16 protein-coding genes, 1 other RNA gene and 1 pseudogene are annotated in these 21319 nt (G+C 39.5%); 12 read left to right on the forward strand and 6 right to left on the reverse strand.

The features are described from left to right. Positions 1-12: 12 nt before the first annotated feature. The 9 genes and pseudogenes from SB49_RS06690 (at position 13) to SB49_RS06730 (ending at position 11718) form a co-directional block, all read left to right on the forward strand. Positions 13-468: a Fur family transcriptional regulator gene (locus SB49_RS06690; RefSeq protein WP_062055033.1), complete on the forward strand. Its 456-nt coding sequence runs from the start codon at positions 13-15 to the stop codon at positions 466-468. A 14-nt stretch (positions 469-482) separates the two neighbouring features. Beyond that, positions 483-1754, forward strand: a complete 1272-nt coding sequence (locus SB49_RS06695; protein ID WP_062055035.1) for an adenylosuccinate synthase — start codon at positions 483-485, stop codon at positions 1752-1754. Positions 1755-1909: 155 nt separating this feature from the next. Continuing rightward, positions 1910-3461 (forward strand): annotated as a pseudogene (locus SB49_RS06700) (OstA-like protein); the annotation flags it as partial. A 453-nt stretch (positions 3462-3914) separates the two neighbouring features. Then, the gene (locus SB49_RS06705) at positions 3915-5093 is read left to right on the forward strand and encodes an aspartate aminotransferase family protein (protein ID WP_062058946.1); all 1179 of its coding nucleotides are present in this window, start codon (positions 3915-3917) and stop codon (positions 5091-5093) included. Between the two features lie 99 nt (positions 5094-5192). Continuing rightward, the gene (locus SB49_RS06710) at positions 5193-6590 is read left to right on the forward strand and encodes a tetratricopeptide repeat protein (RefSeq protein ID WP_062055037.1); all 1398 of its coding nucleotides are present in this window, start codon (positions 5193-5195) and stop codon (positions 6588-6590) included. Positions 6591-6621: 31 nt separating this feature from the next. Further along, a complete protein-coding gene (locus tag SB49_RS06715) occupies positions 6622-7545 on the forward strand; it encodes a DUF368 domain-containing protein (protein ID WP_062055039.1) in 924 nt (307 codons plus the stop codon). Positions 7546-7552: 7 nt separating this feature from the next. Beyond that, entirely contained in the window at positions 7553-8572 is a 1020-nt protein-coding gene (locus SB49_RS06720) for a DUF368 domain-containing protein (RefSeq protein ID WP_062055041.1), read from the forward strand. After that, complete coding sequence (locus tag SB49_RS06725) at positions 8544-9299, forward strand: shikimate dehydrogenase family protein (RefSeq protein WP_062055043.1); 756 nt, start codon at positions 8544-8546, stop codon at positions 9297-9299. The genes SB49_RS06720 and SB49_RS06725 overlap by 29 nt, the downstream gene beginning before the upstream one ends. A 208-nt stretch (positions 9300-9507) precedes the next feature. After that, on the forward strand, positions 9508-11718 hold the full coding sequence (locus tag SB49_RS06730; protein ID WP_062055045.1) for a DUF349 domain-containing protein: 2211 nt from the start codon (positions 9508-9510) through the stop codon (positions 11716-11718). A gap of 54 nt (positions 11719-11772) precedes the next feature. On the opposite strand, the gene SB49_RS06735 is transcribed toward SB49_RS06730, so the two are convergent. Both SB49_RS06735 and SB49_RS06740 read right to left on the reverse strand, forming a co-directional pair. Next, the gene (locus SB49_RS06735) at positions 11773-13038 is read right to left on the reverse strand and encodes a DEAD/DEAH box helicase (RefSeq protein ID WP_062055047.1); all 1266 of its coding nucleotides are present in this window, start codon (positions 13036-13038) and stop codon (positions 11773-11775) included. A gap of 145 nt (positions 13039-13183) precedes the next feature. After that, positions 13184-13912 (reverse strand): NYN domain-containing protein, encoded by a 729-nt coding sequence (locus tag SB49_RS06740; protein ID WP_062055049.1) that lies wholly within the window; start codon positions 13910-13912, stop codon positions 13184-13186. A gap of 133 nt (positions 13913-14045) precedes the next feature. Here SB49_RS06740 and SB49_RS06745 point away from each other — a divergent pair, with 133 nt between their 5' ends. Beyond that, entirely contained in the window at positions 14046-14510 is a 465-nt protein-coding gene (locus SB49_RS06745; RefSeq protein WP_062055051.1) for a nuclear transport factor 2 family protein, read from the forward strand. Positions 14511-14577: 67 nt separating this feature from the next. Here SB49_RS06745 and rny read toward each other — a convergent pair whose 3' ends face one another. The 4 genes from rny to SB49_RS06765 all read right to left on the reverse strand — a co-directional run bounded on the left by rny (position 14578) and on the right by SB49_RS06765 (position 16959). Next, entirely contained in the window at positions 14578-16146 is a 1569-nt protein-coding gene (gene rny / locus SB49_RS06750; protein WP_062055054.1) for a ribonuclease Y, read from the reverse strand. Between the two features lie 49 nt (positions 16147-16195). Then, positions 16196-16305, reverse strand: a non-coding RNA gene (gene ssrS / locus SB49_RS06755) — 6S RNA. A gap of 61 nt (positions 16306-16366) precedes the next feature. Then, a complete protein-coding gene (locus SB49_RS06760) occupies positions 16367-16654 on the reverse strand; it encodes a cell division protein ZapA (protein ID WP_062055056.1) in 288 nt (95 codons plus the stop codon). A gap of 14 nt (positions 16655-16668) precedes the next feature. Next, the gene (locus SB49_RS06765) at positions 16669-16959 is read right to left on the reverse strand and encodes a hypothetical protein (protein ID WP_062055058.1); all 291 of its coding nucleotides are present in this window, start codon (positions 16957-16959) and stop codon (positions 16669-16671) included. A gap of 194 nt (positions 16960-17153) precedes the next feature. Between SB49_RS06765 and SB49_RS06770 the strand changes: the two genes are divergently transcribed. Both SB49_RS06770 and SB49_RS06775 read left to right on the forward strand, forming a co-directional pair. After that, on the forward strand, positions 17154-18845 hold the full coding sequence (locus SB49_RS06770) for a M23 family metallopeptidase (RefSeq protein ID WP_062055060.1): 1692 nt from the start codon (positions 17154-17156) through the stop codon (positions 18843-18845). 5 nt (positions 18846-18850) lie between these two features. Then, complete coding sequence (locus SB49_RS06775) at positions 18851-21319, forward strand: TonB-dependent receptor (RefSeq protein ID WP_062055062.1); 2469 nt, start codon at positions 18851-18853, stop codon at positions 21317-21319.

The raw sequence follows: 21319 nt of genomic DNA on the forward strand, positions 1-21319 counted from the left end.
AGCAAACTCTTTATGGGCACGAATAAGAACCAAGAAATTGTAAAAAACGTTTTCACCACCTTTCTTGAAGAAAACAAACATAGAAAAACTCCAGAACGTTATGCTATACTTCAGGAAATCTATGAGAGTGAAGAACATTTTGATATAGAATCACTCTACATCAATATGAAAAACAAGAATTATAGGGTGAGTAGGGCTACTCTTTATAATACCATAGAGCTATTATTGGATTGTAAGTTGGTACGAAAGCACCAATTTGGAAAAAACCAGGCACAATACGAAAAATCATATTTTGATAGACAGCATGACCATGTTATCCTTACCGATACCGGAGAGGTTATTGAGTTCTGCGATCCGCGAATCCAATCTATCAAAAAAACTATAGAAGAAGTTTTCAATATTAAGATCAGCAATCATTCCTTGTACTTCTACGGTGTTAAAAACAAGGAAGAAATTTCAAACAACTAATCAATTTACAACTAATGGCAGTAGATTTACTACTAGGACTACAGTGGGGAGACGAGGGCAAAGGAAAAATCGTTGATGTACTAACAAAAGACTATGACATAATTGCACGTTTTCAGGGAGGCCCCAATGCGGGACACACCTTGGAATTTGACGGTATAAAACACGTGTTGCATACCATCCCTTCAGGTATTTTTCATAAGAATGCCATCAATATTGTCGGGAATGGTGTAGTCATAGACCCCGTTATCTTCAAAAAAGAACTTGAGAATCTTAAGAAATTTAATATCGATATCAAATCAAAGCTTTTCATTTCTAGAAAGGCCCATTTGATTTTGCCTACCCACCGCTTATTGGACGCTGCTTCTGAAACCGCCAAAGGAAAGGCCAAGATAGGATCTACCTTAAAAGGGATAGGCCCTACCTATATGGACAAGACTGGTCGTAACGGGATGAGAGTTGGTGATCTTGAGTTTAGCGATTGGAAAGAAAAATATAGAGCCCTTGCGAACAAGCATGAGGACATGATTGGTTTTTACAATGTAGACATTCAGTACGACCTAAATGAATTGGAAAATGATTTTTGGAAAGCTGTTGAAGAATTAAAGGAGCTTACCTTTATTGATAGCGAGGAAACCATATTCCAAGCACAAAGGGATAATAAAAAGATACTGGCAGAAGGAGCACAAGGCTCTTTATTGGATATAGATTTTGGAACATATCCGTTTGTAACCTCATCCAATACCACTGCCGCAGGTGCTTGTACCGGGTTGGGTGTTGCCCCAAATAAAATAGGGAAGGTATTTGGTATTTTTAAAGCCTACACGACGAGAGTGGGCAGTGGTCCGTTCCCCACAGAGTTATTCAATGAAGATGGTGCCACTATGGGCAGGGTCGGAAACGAATTTGGCGCTACAACTGGTAGGCCAAGAAGATGTGGATGGTTAGATCTGGTGGCCCTTAAGTATGCTGTTGAAATAAACGGAGTAACAGAGCTCATCATGATGAAGGCCGATGTACTGAGCGGCTTTGAAACTTTAAAGGTTTGCACGGCATATAAATACCAAGGTAAAACTATTACTCATCTACCTTACAACATAGAACCAGAAAATGTGACCCCTATCTATACAGAAATGAAAGGATGGGCCAAAGATTTGACAAAAATGAGCAAGGCGGAAGAACTTCCTGCTACCTTAAATGATTACATTAATTTCTTGGAAAAGGAACTGGAAGTTCCCATTTCTATAGTTTCAGTAGGGCCTGATAGAACGCAGACCATAGTACGATAATAAAAAAGCCACTTTACAGTGGCTTTTTTTAGTTTAGAGAATTATTAATTCTATCCTAATCTTTAATATTCTCGTGTAAAATATTCTATTTTTGACCAAAATTTAAAGCATTGCACAAACTAGTAATAGTCATAGGTCTACTCTTTTTTGTATCCATGGGAAGGTCACAAAACCAAACTCCACAAAAAAAGCAGATCAATATCGTTTATGGGGCAAACTTTACCAAAGATGAAGCCAGATATCCTGGCGCTTCCATATTTAGTAAGGACGACAGGCAGGTGCAATTTGAACACCAAGGCGCTGTGCTCTTTTGTGATGTGGCCATATTCTATCAGAAGGAAAATAAACTTAAGGCCATAAACAATGTCCGACTGCAGCAGGGCGATTCCATCACCATGACGAGCGGAAAAATAGATTACAATGGTAACTTGAAATTGGCCAAGGCCTATGAAAATGTAGTACTGACAAATACCGATATGACCCTTAAAACCGATACACTTAGGTTTGATAGGGAAAAACAAGAGGCGTATTACCAAGATTTCGGAACAGTAGTCGACTCTGCCAACACCTTGACCAGTGAAGTGGGCAAATATTACATGGTGAACAAAAAGTACCAATTTTTGAAAAGTGTGAACATTCAAAATTCGGAGTACACCATAGATTCAAAGCAACTGGACTACTATACCACATCCAATAACGCATACATGTATGGTCCTTCTACCATTACCGGCAAGACCTATAAAATATATTGTGAGCGCGGATATTACGACACTAAAATAGAAAGTGGCTATGGCATAAAGAATACCAGAATTGATTACAATAATAGAATTATTGAGGGTGATAGTGTGTTTTTCGATAAGAGAACAGAATTTGCCTCTGCTACCAACAATATTAAAATTACCGACACCATCAACAAAGGAATATTAAGAGCCCATTATGCTGAAGTATATAAGGCCAAAGATTCCGTTTTTGCAACAAGAAGAGCCGTGTCCATAAGTGAGGTAGAAAATGATTCCCTCTATATGCACGGGGACACCTTAATGATCACTGGAAAGCCGGACGAAAGAATCTTACGTGCCTTTAGGAACGCCAAATTTTACAAAACAGATCTTAGCGGTAAATCAGATTCCATTCATTTTTCCCAAAAAACCGGGATTACCCAATTGATCACCAGACCCGTGATATGGAATGGGGAAAACCAAATGACTGGGGATAGTATTCATTTATTGTCGGACTTAAAAACCGAAAAACTCGATTCCCTTAAAGTACTCAACAATGCCTTTGTCATATCCTTGGACACCATTAGCAATGATGGCTACAACCAAGCAAAGGGCAAGGATCTTTTTGGTAAATTCGAGAAAAATCAATTAAAGATCATAGACCTGGTTAAAAATACGGAGGTCATCTATTACATGTACAATGATGATCAGGAGCTCATCGGCATCAACAAGACCATTTGCAGTGCCATCAATATTGTGCTGGAAAATAATGAAATTTCAGATATCACTTTTATTACAAACCCCGATGGGGATGTGCACCCAGAAAAAGATTTGCCGCCTAATAGCCGTAAGTTAAAAGGCTTCACATGGAGGGGAGAAGAACGTATACGGACCAAAGATGATATTTTTGACGAGGATGACAACAATATTAAACTGGTGAAGATCAATGGCATTGACAATCCCATGGACACAGATGCACCGCCCGAAATAAAAGAAATCAAAAAGATTAAAAAGGGAGCTGATATTGTTAAAACACCCGTTGTAACAGGGCAACAAGATAAGGAAGTAAAAATAGTCCAGAAGAAAGAGAAAGTAAAGACACTTAAGAAGATTGAAGAAAAAGACACGATCCCAGTTGGCGTAGACCAAAAGACCAAAGGCCTTTATGACGATATCGGTAGTGATAACGGATTATTCCCGGGCTATTATTTGGTGGCCAATGTTTTTGAGTATACAGAAAATTATGAGAGATTCATGCGAATCCTTTCCGAAAAAGGATTAGAACCAAAATGGTTTTTCCGTGAATTGAACCAATACAATTACGTGTATTTGGCAAGATACGACACCAAGAAGGAAGCCGATGAGGCACGTGAAACCAATTTTTTTGGCAAATATTCCGATGAGACATGGATATTAAGGGTTGTTGCCGAATAAGAAGGTTATGAAAGAGGATTTTTTTACATATCAGGCACAGACAACGCCCCATCCATTGGCACTGGAGATTTCACATGCCAAGGGTAGTTATATTTATGATACCAAAGGTAATGCCCATTTGGACTTTGTAGCAGGTGTTTCCGCATGTAGTCTTGGCCATTGCCATCCCCGGGTAACCAAAGCCATAAAAGAACAGGTTGAAAAATACATGCACGTAATGGTGTATGGGGAATATATCCAAAAACCAGCCGTAGAGTATGCCAAATTATTGGCCTCCCACCTTCCCTTTCCTTTGGAAACAACGTATTTGGTGAACTCCGGTACCGAAGCCATAGAAGGTGCATTAAAATTGGCCAGAAGAGCAACAGGGAGGTCACAGATTATTTCGGCACATCATGCCTATCATGGTAATACCATGGGCAGTTTAAGTGTTATGGGATACGAGCCTCGAAAGAGTGCCTTTAGACCGCTTATTCCTGATGTATCGTTTATTACTTTTAATAAAGAGGAGGAGCTGTTAAAGATAACGAATAAAACAGCTGCCGTTATTTTGGAAACCATACAGGGTGCCGCCGGTTTTCTACAGCCAGTGAACGGTTATTTAACCAAGGTAAGACAGCGGTGCAATGAAACGGGAACCATGCTCATCTTGGACGAAATTCAGCCAGGCTTCGGTCGCACTGGCAAACTCTTTGCTTTTGAACATTACGATTGTATTCCAGATATCCTGGTCATAGGGAAAGGTATGGCAGGCGGGCTTCCAGTAGGAGCCTTTGTGGCATCAAAAGAGATGATGGCCATGTTGCAGGACAAACCAAAACTCGGCCACATCACCACCTTTGGAGGGAACCCAGTGATCGCAGCTGCCTGTCTTGCTACCTTAAGAGAAATTACAGAAACAGAGCTGATATCGGATACCCTTCAAAAAGAGGCAATTTTTAGAAGATTATTAAAACACAAACATATAAAAGCAATTAACGGGAAAGGATTAATGCTTGCCGTTATGCTTGAGAATGAAGAAATTACCAACCACGTGGTACTGACCTGTGCCAAAAAAGGATTGATTTTATTTTGGTTGCTTTTTGAACCAAAAGCCCTACGCATATCTCCTCCTTTGACAATTTCAAAGGAAGAAATAGAGAAAGGGTGTAACCTAATCCTCGATGTTTTAGACCATTACGTATAATAAATTGTTAACTAATTTGTTAATAATAAAGGCCTTATTTTCAAAAAAGAGGGCATCAAAGCAGTAATTTTAGAAATATAGTTTAACCAAAAAGTTTCTATGGCGTTAGATTCTAACGAAAGACCAGGACAACCGATTGCTAAGTTTGAATCCATGTTGAAAACAGACGATGTCTATTTTTTTGACGCGGAGGATTTCGAGGATATCATTCACCACTACCTCAACAATGGTAAAGTGTCCCTAGGCAAGAAGGCCATAAAAATTGGCTTACAGCAACATCCGGACTCAATAGAACTAAAGCTATTGGATGTGGAGGTGATGGTTTTCGAAAATAATTTGGAAGTTGCCGAAAGAATGCTGGACGAGCTACAATTGCTAGACAGCAGCAATGAGGAAATCTACATTCAGAGAGCAAACATCTATTCAAAAAAAGACAATCATGAGGCCGCTGTAACCTTATTGCACAAAGCCTTGGAACTTGCAGATGATAGTTTTGATATCCATTCCCTATTGGGCATGGAATACCTCTTTATGGACAACTTTCAATTGGCAAAAGAAAACTTTATGATGTGTGTCTCCTTTGATCAAGAAGACTACTCTTCCCTTTACAATGTTATCTATTGTTTTGAGTTCATGGAGGACTACGATGGGGCCATACACTATCTAAATGACTATTTGGAAAGAAACCCCTATTGTGAGGTAGCCTGGCATCAATTGGGCAAACAATACACGGCAAAAAAGATGTTGAACGAGGCTTTGGCATCATTTGATTTTGCCATCATCTCAGACGACACTTTTATAGGCGCCTATTTTGAAAAGGGCAGGGTATTGGAAAAATTGGGCCGGTATAACGAAGCTATAGAAAATTACGAAACAACTATATCCATTGAAGATCCTACTTCCCATGCCTACTTAAGGATCGGTAAATGCCACGAAAAGCTGCATAATGACGATTTGGCGAAACACTTTTTTTACCATACCGTGCACGAGGATCCATTATTGGATAAAGGATGGTTGGCCATTACAGATTTTTATTACCGGAAAAAGGATTACAAAAAAGCATTGTATTATATAAACAAGGCCATTAATATAGATGAGGAAAATTCACTCTATTGGAAGAAATGTGCCAAAATAAACAAGGCCCTTAAAAATTACGATGAGGCAGATTTCGCTTACAAACAAGCTGTAGATCTTGGGAATTTTGAATTGGAGACCTGGCTTTCTTGGACAGCAGTAGTCCTTCAAGGCTACGATGCAGAATCTGCATTTCAAATATTGCAACAAGGCCTTGAATTTTACCCAGAAGAAGCTAAACTATGGTATACTGTTACAGGAGTGCACCTCATGCTCAAACAGACTGTAGAAGCAAAAAAATCCTTTTCAAAAGCAATTAAATTGGACGCGGACAAACTTGCTGCTTTTGAAGCAGGTTTTCCACAATTTTATCAATTGGATTGGATACAAGATATTATATCCGAAATGAAAAGGGCTTCTTAATAAAAAAGCTACTTTTGCTTTTTTATTCCCTATGAAAAGTCGCAATTTTTTACAATATTTTATAATTACCCTTAAAGGAATGGCCATGGGCGCCGCAGATGTAGTGCCAGGCGTTTCTGGAGGAACCATTGCGTTCATCTCCGGAATCTACGAGGAATTGATCACCTCGATCAACAACATAAACCTATCGCTTTTCAAAACACTTAGAAAAGAAGGTGCAAAGGCCTTTTGGAACCAGCTCAACGGTAATTTTTTGGTCGCTATTTTTCTCGGAATAGCTATAAGTGTGTTTTCCCTGGCAAAACTTATAAGTTGGTTGCTTATTAATGAACCCGTATTATTGTGGTCCTTCTTTTTTGGATTGGTGATTGCAAGCGTTTTTTTTGTAGGCAAAGCCATAGAAAAATGGCATATGGGCACCATAACCACCTTTATTATTGGCGCTTTAGCGGCGTTCTTTATTACCACTCTTCCCCCTTCGGAACACACAGGCAGCATGCCATTTTTATTTTTTTCAGGGGCATTGGCCGTATGTGCGATGATATTGCCTGGAATATCAGGTGCATTTATACTGGTCCTTTTAGGATCTTATAAAACCATCCTGGATGCGGTTCATGAGCGAGATTTGACCATTGTCGCCACAGTGGGCTTTGGGGCTATTATAGGGCTGTTGAGTTTTGCCAAGATCCTGAAGTGGATGTTCAGCAATTACAAAAATATTACCCTCTCCTTGTTGACCGGGTTTATTTTAGGTTCTTTAAACAAAATATGGCCTTGGAAAGAGGTATTGGAAACCAAAACCTACGGGGATAAAGTAATAACAGTTAAGGAAGCGAACGTTTCCCCTTTTTCCTTTGATGGTGATCCTCAATTATTGTACGCCCTTATACTGGGTATCTTTGGTTTTTCGGTTATTTTTATACTTGAAAAGTTAGCCTCTAAAAAAGAAAACTAGAACTTACATGCGCGCTGAAAGGACATTTATGGATAAGATTTTTCTGATCATAAAAGGTCTTTTTATGGGTGCCGCCAATAAAGTACCCGGAGTTTCAGGAGGTATTGTGGCCTTCGTTGCCGGCTTCTATGAAGAATTCATCTATTCCTTACAGAAAATTAATCTCAAAGCCTTTAAGTTGATCATCAATGGCCGATTCAAAAGCTTTTACAAATATGTAAACGGACAATTTTTGTCCCTACTGATATTTGGCATGTTGGTCAGCTATTTTAGCATTTCACAAATTCTCGATTACTTTCTGGAAAAAAAGGAACTTTATGTATGGGCTGCCTTTTTTGGAATGATCATAGGTTCCATATACTACATATCCAAAGGTTTCGGCCATTGGAACAAAAAAACGATCCTCTCCGGTATATTAGGTCTTCTCATCGGTATTTCCATAAGCTTCCTGAATCCTGCAACCGAGAATGATAACCTCTTCTTTATTTTCTTTTGTGGTATCATAAGTGTTTCCGGGATGACCCTCCCTGGTCTGTCAGGCTCCTTTATACTTATTCTTTTAGGAAATTATGTATTGTTGTTGGTAGATTCTGTAAATGCACTTTATTATACTTTTGCCGAACTTATGGAAGCAGATTTTAGCTTTATAAGCAACCCCAGAAGGATAAACACTTTAAAAATCTTAGCGGTCTTTACACTAGGTTCAGCTACAGGCTTGGTAACTTTGTCACACATACTCAGTTATGTTCTCAAACATCACAAAAATATCACCACCGCAGTGATTATAGGTTTCATAACAGGATCTCTAGGGGTGGTTTGGCCTTGGAAGAAAACAATATTTAAAACAGATGCTTTGGGCAATGTCCTCATCGATTCCAACGGAAATGAAGTCATACTCAATTATGAGCGCTTTATTCCAGATATGGGTAGTATGGAGTCATGGTGGGCCATTTTTTATATGTTCCTTGGCGCAGGGATTTTACTAGGATTGGAAAGGTATGGACGATACAGGAGTTACAAAAAATAGATTTGGGTTGGTAGGCAAAGACATTGCCTACTCCTTTTCAAAAGGGTATTTTACCCAAAAATTTTCAAGTTTGAACCTTGTCGATCATTCCTATGAAAATTTTGACCTACAACATATTGGAGAATTTAAAGATCTTATCAATAAAAATAAAGACCTCAAGGGTCTCAATGTAACCATCCCCTACAAAGAAAGTGTTATTCCATACCTCGATAAGGTGGACCAGAAAGCTGCAAAAATAGGGGCGGTTAATACCATTAAATTTACAGAAGAAGGCCTCATAGGCTATAATACCGATGTTTTTGGTTTTCGAGACTCCATTGAGCCCCATATTGAAAAGCACCATAACAAAGCTCTGATTTTAGGCACAGGAGGAGCATCAAAAGCAGTAGCCTTTGTTTTTGAAGAATTGGATATTGCCCATACTTTTGTATCCAGAGACCCAGATACTAATCAATTAAGCTATGATGACCTCACCCAATCGATTATGGAAGAACATACAATTCTAGTAAATTGCACCCCCTTGGGCACCTCTCCCAACATAACCGCTAAACCCTCTCTTCCCTATCAATTTATAAATAACCTGCATTTGCTTTTCGACCTTATTTACAACCCCGAAAAAACCGCCTTCTTAAAAGAAGGGGAAGCTCACGGCGCCACCATCCTCAATGGTCATAAAATGTTAGCGATACAAGCCGAAAAATCTTGGGAAATCTGGAATTCCAGATAGCATTAGAGTATCATAGTCATTCAAAATTTTGGATATTTCTTGGCAACAAAGTACCTTAGTAAGGTGTTGTTTCCTTATGAATTCCCTCCTTCCCTCTTAAATACAGGATTAACATCACCTTAAAAGAAGATTCATTAACTTTGTCACTAACGCGGTTGTCAATAGCTTACTATTGTACAACATCACATAACAGATAAACATTCTAAAAATGTTGGAAGAAAAAGACGAGCAACTACAAGATAATGTAGGTGGGGATAAAAAATCAGAAACTACTGAAGTCTCTTCGAGTTCAGAGAAAAGCACTGATGTAACAGAAAAAAAAGAAGAGACCAGCCCAAAGGTTCCTACAGAAAAAAAAGAGCCTAAGACTCCTCTTGCAGAGAAAGAGGTAGCTATTCCTTCGGATGGCAAAGAAGAGATCCTCACCAAGGATGCTGCGACTGAAAAAGAGTCTAAGGCTCCAATCGCAGTGGAAGTGGAGGAAATTGCCAATACCGCTAAAAAGGAGGCAGAAGATTCTGCTCCCAAAAAAGATGAAGATGCTCCTACAGATGAGAAAGATGAGGATTTATTGGAAGAGATAGACGAATCCAATGCCGAGGATGCCGAGGATGAAGACAATCGTGTTAGACATCAAATTCCAATTTTAGACTATCATTCCATGTCCATGGAAAATTTGGTCGGGGAGTTACAACGCCTCGTAAAGAACGAAAAAGTTCAGGCCATCAAAAAGCATGTAGATGGCATTAAGTATGAATTCGATTTAAAATTTCAGGACTTCATCGAACATAAAAAAGAAGAATTTGTCAGTAATGGCGGAAATGAAATTGACTTTAGATACAATTCCGTAACCAAGAGACAGTTCAATGAGGTATATACAGAATATCGTGAAAAGAGAGATCAGTACTATAAAAGCCTAGAGCACAACCTCAAGGACAATCTAAATAAGAGGCTGACCATAATAGAAGAGCTCAAGGGGCTTGTGAATGTAGAGGAAGATATCAATACCACCTACAAGAACTTCAAAGAATTACAGGAGAGGTGGCGTACCGCAGGTCCTATTCCAAGAACCAACTACAATGATGTCTGGCGCACCTACCACCACCATATTGAAATATTTTACGACTTCCTTCATCTCAATAGAGAACTTCGTGATCTAGATTTTAAACACAATTTAGAAGAGAAGCTCCGATTGATTCAACGCGCCGAGGCTTTGGCCAATGAACCCGATCTGAGCATGGCTTTTCAAGAACTACAAACCTTGCACAAAATCTGGAAAGAGGATGTAGGCCCGGTAGATAAGGAACATAGAGAGCTAATTTGGGAGGCGTTCAGCAATGCCACCAAAGTACTTCACCAGCGTAGACAAGACCATTACAAAGAGATGGACAAGGTCTATGAGGAGAACCTCGTGAAAAAAAATGAGATCATTGAGTCCATAAGAGCTATTGCTTCCAATATGGCCAATAACCATAAGGCACTGCAGCAGCAGATGAAAAAGGTGGAAGAATTAAGGGAGTCCTTTTTCAAAGCGGGGAAGGTACCTCAAAAGGTAAATGAGCAAACTTGGGCGGCATTCAAAGAAAGTGTCCGTGATTTCAATAGAAACAAAAATGCCTATTACAAGAACCTTAAAAAAGACCAACAAGAAAACCTCGATAAAAAAAGGGCCTTATTGGAACTGGCTGTATCCTTAAAAGATAGTGAAGATTATGACACTACTACGGCCGAAATGAAGCGGATACAAAACGAATGGAAAAAAATAGGTCACGTCCCGAGAAAGTACTCAGACAAAATTTGGAACGAATTCAAAAATGCCTGTAACCATTATTTTGACCGTTTGCATTCCTTGAAAAATGTGGCACATAAAGAGGAAGAAGAAAATCTGGAACAAAAAAATGCCTGTTTGGACCGATTAAAAGCTTTTGAGCTTAGTGGGGATAAGCAAAAAGATTTGGCAAGCATCAAGGAATATATTGCTGAATGGAAAACCTACGGCAGGGTTCCTTTTAACAAGAAAAACATCAATGTAAAATTCAATAAAATCTTGGATGCCCTTTTTAATAAATTGGACATTAACAAGCAGGAGGCCGAATTGATGAAATACGGCAACAAAATACAGCAATTGGCCAATGCCGATAATGAAAGGGCCATTTACAATGAACGCACTTTCATTAGAAGAAAAATAGCAGAAAGCAAAAGCGAGATCAATCAATTGGAAAATAATTTGCAATTCTTCTCCAATGCTTCAGAAGATAGTCCAGTTGTTCAGAATGTTATCAAGAAGATCAACAATCACAAGGACTCATTAAATACCTGGAAGGCAAAGCTGAAAAAGCTCAATATTCTAGAAAACAATCTTAATAAGGAGGCAGAAGAGTCAGAAATTGAAGAAGACGATGCCACTGAAAAGGAATAAGGCAAAAATAAGTTATAAAGAAAAACGGGACCAAATGGTCCCATTTTTTTGTGCTTAAGAATTTCTATTTCCGCCAGATCTACTTTTAAATCTATTGGGTTTCTTATTTCCTGAACCTTGTTTCGCTTTTGTCCTTGGGTTTCTTTGTCTCGGGCCTCTATCATCTTCTTCGTCCTTCTCCGGCCTGCCACTTGGCTCAAAACCCTCCAACACGGCACTGGGCAATTTTAATCCCAATAATTTCTCTATCCCTCTGACATATTCCATTTCATCTTGGGACACCAAAGAAAGGGCTTCCCCACTGGCTCCCGCCCTACCGGTTCTACCTATTCTATGAACATAATCTTCCGGGACATTGGGAAGTTCAAAGTTGATCACATGTGGCAACAATGGGATATCCAATCCACGTGCAGCAATATCAGTTGCTACCAACACCCTAACGCTTCCTTTTTTAAAACCGTCCAGTGCCTTGGTCCTTGCCCCTTGGCTTTTATTTCCATGAATGGCGGCAGCGGTAATATCGTTTTTGTTCAACTTTTCACTCAATCTATTGGCACCGTGCTTGGTCCTAGTAAAGACAAGTACCTGTTGCCATTCGCCCTCGCCGATCAACTTAATGACCAGTTCGGATTTTCTGATTTTGTCTACTCGATAAACTTGTTGGTCTACCTTTTCAGCAGTTGTATTCTCTGGAGTGGCCTCCACCAATACTGGATGGTGCAAGAATCCGCCTGCCAATTTTTTTATTTCCTTCGAAAAGGTAGCCGAGAACAATAGATTCTGTCTCTTGGCCGGCATAAGGTTCAAGATTCTTTTAATATCCCTAAGGAAACCCATATCCAACATTCTATCAGCCTCATCCAAGACCAATATTTCAACACTGTTCAAAGATAGTGCCCCTTGGCCCTGAAGATCCAGTAATCTGCCAGGAGTGGCCACTAAAATGTCAACCCCATTGCGTAACGTTGCAATTTGTGGTTTGGCATTGACACCTCCAAAAATAACAGCGGACCTAATATCTAAAAACTCACTGTATTCCTTAATATTTGCATATACCTGAGCAGCCAATTCCCTTGTCGGCGTAAGCACTAGGGTCCGTACAGGCCTTTTCCGCAAGACTGGAGCCTGGGACAGGATTTGTAAAATAGGTAATGTAAAACCGGCTGTCTTACCCGTACCCGTTTGTGCGGAGGCTAAAACATCTTTTCTTTCTAATATTTGTGGTATTGCTTTTTCCTGAATAGGCGAAGGGGTGTTGTATCCTTTTTTGTCGACAGCTTTCAACAGGGCGTCGGATAGGCCCAAAGATTTAAATGACATATAAATTGTTTAAGAAACGACCTTTGATTTATGGTCACCTCTATATGAAGCTGCAAAGGTACACCTAATTTTTTCGATTCAATTTTATTATGGCAAGAACCTTGATTGCTTATGATGTCGAAGTATTGGAGAACAATGCTTTACCCTATTTATTCTTGACATAAACAAGCTTAAAGCGCGCATTGGGCTGGTCCCTGTGATCTACCTCAAATTGATTTAATGATTTGAACAATGGTGTCAACTTCTCAAATCCAAAATTCCTGGAATCAAAGTTAGGCTGCTTTTTAAGAATCAACGATCCCACGTCGCCCATAAAGGCCCACCCATCTTCATCTGCAGCATCGGAGACCGAATTGCGCAACAGACGCATAATATTAGGGGTTATCTTATCAACATCCTGCTTCTTGGAATCGGTCTGTCCGTCTTGTTTTTCATTGCCCGATTTAAGGATTTCCAAATAAATAAATTTGTCACAGGCCACAATGAACGGATCGGGAGTCTTCTTTTCTCCTATTCCATAAACCTTTAAACCGGCTTCCCTTAGCCTTGTTGCCAATTTTGTAAAATCACTATCTGAAGAAACCAAACAAAAGCCGTCTACCTTATTGGAATATAGGATATCCATGGCATCAATTATCATAGCGGAATCTGTTGCATTTTTACCTACGGTATAACCGTACTGTTGGATAGGATTAATGGCGTTCTCCAATAAAATGTTTTTCCATTTGGATAAATGGGGCTTGGTCCAATCCCCGTATATCCTCTTTATAGTGGGAGTCCCATACTTGGTAATCTCCTCCATCATCTCCTTCACATATTTGGAAGGTATGTTATCTCCGTCAATTAAAACGGCCAGTTTTGTGTCTTTTATCATAGGGGCTTAAAGATACAATAATCTTATAGTATTTTTAACCCTATACATTCAATTTGTATATTGAGCTAAATCACAGTCCCTATTTATGATTTGTGAAGTTTTTCAACCAACCCTTTTGTCATTAACATATCAAATGAAAGATCAAATAGAACAATTTTACGGGGCATTCAACAATTTAGATGCCGAAAAAATGGTTGCACAATATCATGAAGATATTATTTTTGAAGACCCGGCTTTTGGGGTTTTAAAAGGTGAGCAGGCAAAGAACATGTGGAAAATGCTGTGCTCTTCCCAAAAAGGAAAGGAATTTACAGTACAAGTAAACCACATAAAAAGCTCAGCAGAGGTCACTAAAGCTACCTGGGAAGCCTTTTATGTCTTTAGTAAAACAGGAAGAAAAATCCATAATATCGTACAGGCCGAATTTAGGTTTAAAGAAGGGAAAATCATTTCCCATAAAGATACATTTGACCTTTACAAATGGTCTCAACAGGCCCTGGGCGTAAGAGGATTTATTTTGGGGTGGACCCCTTTCTTTAAAAACAAGCTACAAATCCAAACCAACAAATTACTATCCAATTTTGAAAGTAAACTATAATTGGTAATGCGCAGGATAAAAAAAAGCGAGCCTTTTTGGCTCGCTTTTTAATAAGTTTTACTTGCAATTATTTTGCGACATTCACACTACGTGTCTCCCTAATAACGGTCACTTTAACCTGACCTGGATAGGTCATATCCGTTTGAATTTTTTGTGATATTTCAAAAGATAGCTCCGCTGCCTTCTCATCACTCACTTTTTCACTTTCCACGATCACGCGCAATTCTCTTCCGGCTTGAATAGCATAAGCCTTTTGAACACCACCAAAACCAAAGGCGATATCCTCCAAATCTTTAAGACGTTGGATATATGAATCCAATACTTGTCTACGAGCCCCTGGTCTGGCACCACTAATAGCATCACACACCTGAACAATTGGTGAGATCAAGGTTTTCATTTCAATTTCATCATGGTGGGCACCAATCGCATTGCAAACATCCGGTTTCTCTCCGTATTTCTCTGCCCATTGCATTCCTAAGATGGCATGTGGCGTTTCAACCTCTGCTTCAGTGTTTGGCACCTTACCTATATCGTGCAATAGTCCTGCACGTTTTGCCAATTTAGGGTTAAGTCCCAATTCAGCGGCCATAACACCACAGAGTTTGGCAACTTCCCTAGAGTGTTGTAATAAGTTTTGTCCATAAGAAGAACGGTATTTCATTCTACCAACAGCTTTGATAAGCTCTGGGTGCAACCCATGGATGCCCAAATCGATTACGGTACGTTTTCCTATCTCTACAATTTCTTCTTCAATCTGCTTTTCCGTTTTCTTGACGATCTCTTCAATTCGTGCTGGGTGAATACGACCATCGGTGACCAATTTATGAAGTGATAAACGCGCTACTTCCCTTCTTACAGAATCAAAACAAGAAAGAATAATAGCTTCTGGGGTATCATCAACAATAATTTCAACCCCTGTTGCGGCTTCTAGGGCTCGGATATTTCTTCCTTCGCGACCAATGATACGGCCCTTTACGTCGTCTGATTCCAAGTTGAATACGGAAACACAATTTTCTACCGCTTCTTCGGTTCCAATACGTTGGATGGTATTGATGACAATTTTCTTAGCCTCTTGTTGTGCCGTTAATTTAGCCTCTTCCACCGTGGATTGAATAAATGCCATGGCATCAGATTTTGCATTTTCCTTCAATGACTCCATCAATTGGCTTTTGGCATCCTCGGCAGATAATCCTGAAATAACCTCTAACTGCTGAACTTGGCTTTTGTGAAGCTTTTCCAATTCGGATTGCTTTTTCTCCAAGAATTCACTTTTATGGTCTACTTCCTTTAGCTTTACTTCTAGCTGATCATTTAGTTTTTTGCTCTTGGCAAGCTCATTGCTGATCTGTGATTCCTTATCCCTTGTGCGTTTCTCAGCTTCATTGATCTTTTTATCCTTACTTATAATGACCTTTTCGTGCTCTGCTTTAAGTTCCAGAAACTTCTCCTTGGCTTGGTAGATCTTATCCTTTTTAGTGCTTTCTCCCTGCAGTTCAGCTTCCTTGATAATGGATGCCGCTTCTTTTTTTGCACTGTCTATGGTTTTGGAAGCCTTTCCCTTTTCCATAATCTTGGCAATGGCAAAACCAATCGCCAGACCAACTATACCTACTATTATTATTGTAGTACTGTCCATAATTTAAAAATTATTAAAAAAAAAGCCCACATTGGAGGAAGTTTTGTACAAACCCCGATAAACAGGTTTAGGGCTAACAGACTGATCAAGGATCCTTATACTAGTAAGGCCTGCTTTTACAATCTAAACTCACCCTTTTCAAACAAAATAGTGTTGAGTTTGTCAAAAATAATTACCAATGTGGGCAGTAACATTATTTATTTTAAAGAACTTATTTCTGTTAGAGCTTGGTGGCAATCAGATGATCGAGGGCTTTTAAACGCTCCTCAACTTCTTTTGTATCCTCTGATTGGTCTATTCCCTTCTGCTCAATTTTAGAAGCAAACTGCAAAGCGCACATGGCCAAAACATCTTGTTTGTCCCTTACTGCATAACTTTGCTCAAATTTCTTAGCCAGTTGCTCAATATTTTTAGCAGCCTTGCGTAAACCTTCTTCTTGACTAGGGTCTATGGTCAAAGGATATACCCTGTCCGCAATAGAAAGTTTTATTTTTAGCTTTTCTGACATTGTATTGTTGAACGTTACTCTGCAAGTTGGGCTATACAATGGTCCAACTCCCTGATTAACGTGTTTATTTTAAGCTTAGCTTCCGTTTTATTCGTATTACTGCCTAGCATAGAGTTTGCAAGCTTAAGTGAATTGTACTTTTCCTCCCATTCCAAAGCGGAATTTTCAGTTAGCGCATGGCCCTTTTTCATAGCGTTCAACTCTTCCTCCAATTTTAAATTAGTCTGGTCCAAAAGCTCTAACCTATGGAGCAACATACCAATTTTATTTTCTAAAGAATCAACAATTTCCACTAGTTCACTCATATGCAAATTTCAATGCATTTTACACAAAGTTAACATACCTCAAACGACTTCGCAATACTTTTTACAATTATTCTTATCGGAAATCTTTATACTGGATACAATTGGTTCAGATTTATTGGTTTAACCATTTTAACAGCAATAGATTTTTACCATTTCAACCGTTTAATTACATTCGCATTTACTTATTACACATTATGAGAATTACTATTTTGGGTCTGCTTTTATTCATTTCCCTAACCATTTGCGCACAAGACAATTATCCCAAGGACGTATTTAGATCTCCCCTGGATATTCCTTTGATCCTTTCAGGCAATTTTGGGGAGCTTAGGTCCAACCATTTTCACTCTGGAATTGACATCAAAACCCAACAACGGGAAGGGCTGCCCATTTATGCCATATCAGAAGGAACCATTAGCAGAATAAAGGTATCCCTTTGGGGCTATGGCAAAGTAATTTATTTGGCCCATCCAAATGGATACACTTCTGTCTATGGGCATCTTCAAAAATTTTCACCCGAAATTGAGGCCTACATCAAAAAAATACAATACGAAAAGCAGTCGTTCGAGGTGGAAGTATTTCCCGATTTTGGCGAATTAAAGGTAGCCAAAGGGGATCTTATTGCCTATAGCGGCAATACTGGTGGGTCTGCCGGACCCCACTTACATTTTGAGATCCGAAATAGCGCATCAGAAATGCCTACAAATCCCTTGCTCTATGGATTGGAGGTTAGGGACGCGACCAATCCCACTCTTCTTGAACTATTTGCCTACCCCCTTTCCAGCGATGCCCAGATCAATCAAAGCAATGATTTGGCACAAATTAATTTTACCAAACAAAGTGATGGCTCATTTTTAGCCGATAAGGTTTTGGCCAGTGGAACCATTGGATTTGGATTCAATGCCTATGATCGGCAAGATATGGCAGCGAATAAAAATGGGGTGTTCTCCGTACAACAATTGGTAAACGGACAGGTTTATACCGATTTTAATTTTGAAAAGTTCTCTTTCAGCGAAACACGCTATATCAATACTTTGATAGATTACGACTATTTTGGGAAATATAGAAAATGGATCACCAAATGTTTTAAATCCCCTGGCAATAACCTCACCATCTACAACACCTTGAAAAATGATGGAAAAATAGCAGTTGACGAAGGAATGAGCTATAAGATAGAAATACTTTTAAAAGATCTATCGGATAATATAACCAGGGTGGTTATCCCAGTTGAGGGTAAAAAACTACCGTTAAAGGTGATAAAGGAAACCAATAAAACGGACACCTATATCATCGCATCAAAGCCAAATAATTACGATCTTGGCGCAGCCAAAGTATATTTTCCGGCCAATACTTTTTACGAAGATTTTTATATGGATCTGCAAAAAGGAAATGACACTGTCACCATTCATAACGGCCGGATGCCAGCTCATAGAAATTTTACAATAACTTTTGATGCAACCAAATATTCCGAGGAGGACCGAAGCAAAATGTTCATTGCCCGACTTGGGAATCGATTGAAACCAAGTTACACCTCCACCTACAGAAGGGACAACACCTTTACCACCAGAACCAAAAATCTAGGTACCTATGCCTTGGTCAAAGACACCATTGCACCACAAATAAGAAGCAAGAACTTTAAGGACAAGCAATGGTTGACCAATTACAGATATTTGAGCTTAACTATTTCTGATGACCTTAGCGGCATTGACACCTATACTGCTACCCTCAATGGGGATTGGATCTTGATGGAGTATGAAACAAAGAACAATACCCTAACCTATAACTTCGACGATAAAATTCTGGATCAAAAACAGTGTGAGCTCAAAGTAGTGGTTACTGATAATGTTGGAAATACCAGTACCTTTACAAGTACATTTTATAGAAACTAAAAAAATTGAAGTGTCCTAAAACAGTACTCCTAATACTGACGCTTTGCCTAGGGAAGTTAACCTTAGCGCAGACTGCCACCATCACCGGTGTTGTTTTGGACGAAAAAAACATCCCCCTGGCAGATGTAAATGTTAGTTCTGACTCCAAGGGCACCTATACCAATAAAGATGGTTTTTATATCCTACAGGTCATTTCTGAACAAAAAACCAGCATCACCTTTTCGCATATCGGCCATGAGCCCGTAGTTTTAAGAAATTTAATTCTTTCTTCCAACGAAACCTTTGAGTTCAACCCAGTTCTCAAAGAAGGAATGACTCAGGTAGACGGTGTAACCGTTACGGCATCTGGTGAAAAACGGGTCGATGGTATAACCACTATTCCTCCTGAGGTAATTAGGCGTATTCCTGGTGCAAATGCAGGTGTTGAAAATGTACTTAAATTATTGCCCGGAGTAACTTCCAACAATGAATTGAGCACACAATATTCTGTGCGAGGCGGCAATTATGATGAAAATTTAGTCTATGTCAATGGCATTGAGGTTTACCGCCCTTTTCTCATCAGATCGGGACAACAGGAGGGCTTAAGTTTTATCAACCCTGAAATGGTACAAAACTTAGAGTTTTCACCAGGAGGTTTTCAAGCGGAATATGGAGATAAATTATCCTCCGTCCTTGACATTACCTATAAACAGCCCACAGAATTTTCCCTCCGAGCCAACGCCAGCTTACTTGGTCTTAGCAGTACCGTAGAAACCATATCCCAAAAAAAAGACCTATCTACCATTACCGGGATCCGCTATAGAAACAATAGCTTATTGGTGAACAGTCAACAAACAAAATCGAATTTCAACCCCACTTTTGCAGATATACAGTCCTTCCTAAATTATAAAATCACCAAAAACGTAACCCTTGGAGTTTTAGGCTCCTTCTCCTTGAACGATTATCAGAATGAACCCTTGACAAGACAGACAAATTTTGGAACGCTGGATGACCCTAAGGCGTTATTGGTTTATTACCAGGGAAGGGAAAACAATAAGTTTCAAACAACACAAGGGGCTATCATGTCGAGCTATAGACTCAACGATAATTTGAATGTGAATCTTACGACTTCCCTCTACCATACCACAGAAGAAGAATACTCCGATGTCTTTGCCACCTATGAATTAGGTGCTGTAGATACTGACCTCAGCAGCGATAATGCTGGTGGCGCAATTGCAACGAGAGGAATTGGATCTCAATTCAATAGGGCCAGGAATGATTTGGATGCCTTAATTTTTAATATCTCCCATAAGGGATCATATTCCAAGAATGCAAGATTGTTGGAATGGGGAGCTACATATTCCCATGAAGATATTAGAGATCAGCTAAGGGAATCGGAATTTTTAGACTCTTTGGGTTTCTCTGTAAGGCCACCGCGATCTGAATTTCAGAACAACCAACCTGAGGATCCTTTTGAGGGCCCAATTGTTCCCTTTGATGGGGTAAGTGCCCAAAATTTCATACAAACCAACCGATTTTCAGCCTTTACGCAGTACAGCAACAAACTGGAATGGCTTGGTCAGCATATTTATTATAATTTAGGGTTAAGAGCACAACACTGGACGGTTAGCGGAAAAGACGTAGGTAAGTCGGCCCACACCATCGTTAGTCCCCGTGGACAATTTTCCATAAAGCCCAATTGGGATCTGGATATGCTTTTTACTCTTGCGGGCGGTCTCTATCAACAGCCTCCCATGTACAGGGAATTGCGTGACCAGGAAGGAATGGTCCAAACCGATGTAAAGGCCCAAAAATCTGTACATACGGTACTGGGAAATGAATATAGTTTTTTACTTTGGAACAGGCCTTTTACCTTAAAAAGCGAAGTCTATTACAAAAAACTGAACAGCGTTAACCCCTACACTCTTGAGGATGTGCGTATACGATACGCGGCAGCCAACAACGCAAAGGCATATGCGTATGGTGCAGAGATACGGATGAACGGAGCCTTTGTGCCAGGTACGGAGTCATGGGTGAGTCTGGGATACCTCAAAACCGAAGAAAACATCAACGATAGAGGTTATATATCAAGGCCCACCGACCAACGTCTAAACTTTGGTGTTTTATTTCAGGACTATGTTCCCAACATACCAAATTTAAAGATGTATTTAAATCTTGTGTACAATACAGGATTGCCGGGAGGATCACCAAGCTATGCCGATCCCTACAACTTTCAGAATAGATTAAGAGATTATAGGAGGGCAGATTTGGGAATTTCCCATATTTTTGTGGACGCCGAAACAACGTATCCGAAAAATCATTGGCTTCATGGGTTTAAGGAATTGAATATTGGGTTTGAAATTTTTAATCTTTTCAATAACCAAAACTCCATTACCAATACTTGGGTCAGGGATGTGGACAGCAAAAGGGAATATGCCGTTCCCAATTTTATGACCTCCCGTGTATTGAACCTTAAGATCGGTACTCGTTTTTAG

Source organism: Sediminicola sp. YIK13, assembly GCF_001430825.1.
Classification (GTDB): Bacteria; Bacteroidota; Bacteroidia; order Flavobacteriales; family Flavobacteriaceae; genus Sediminicola.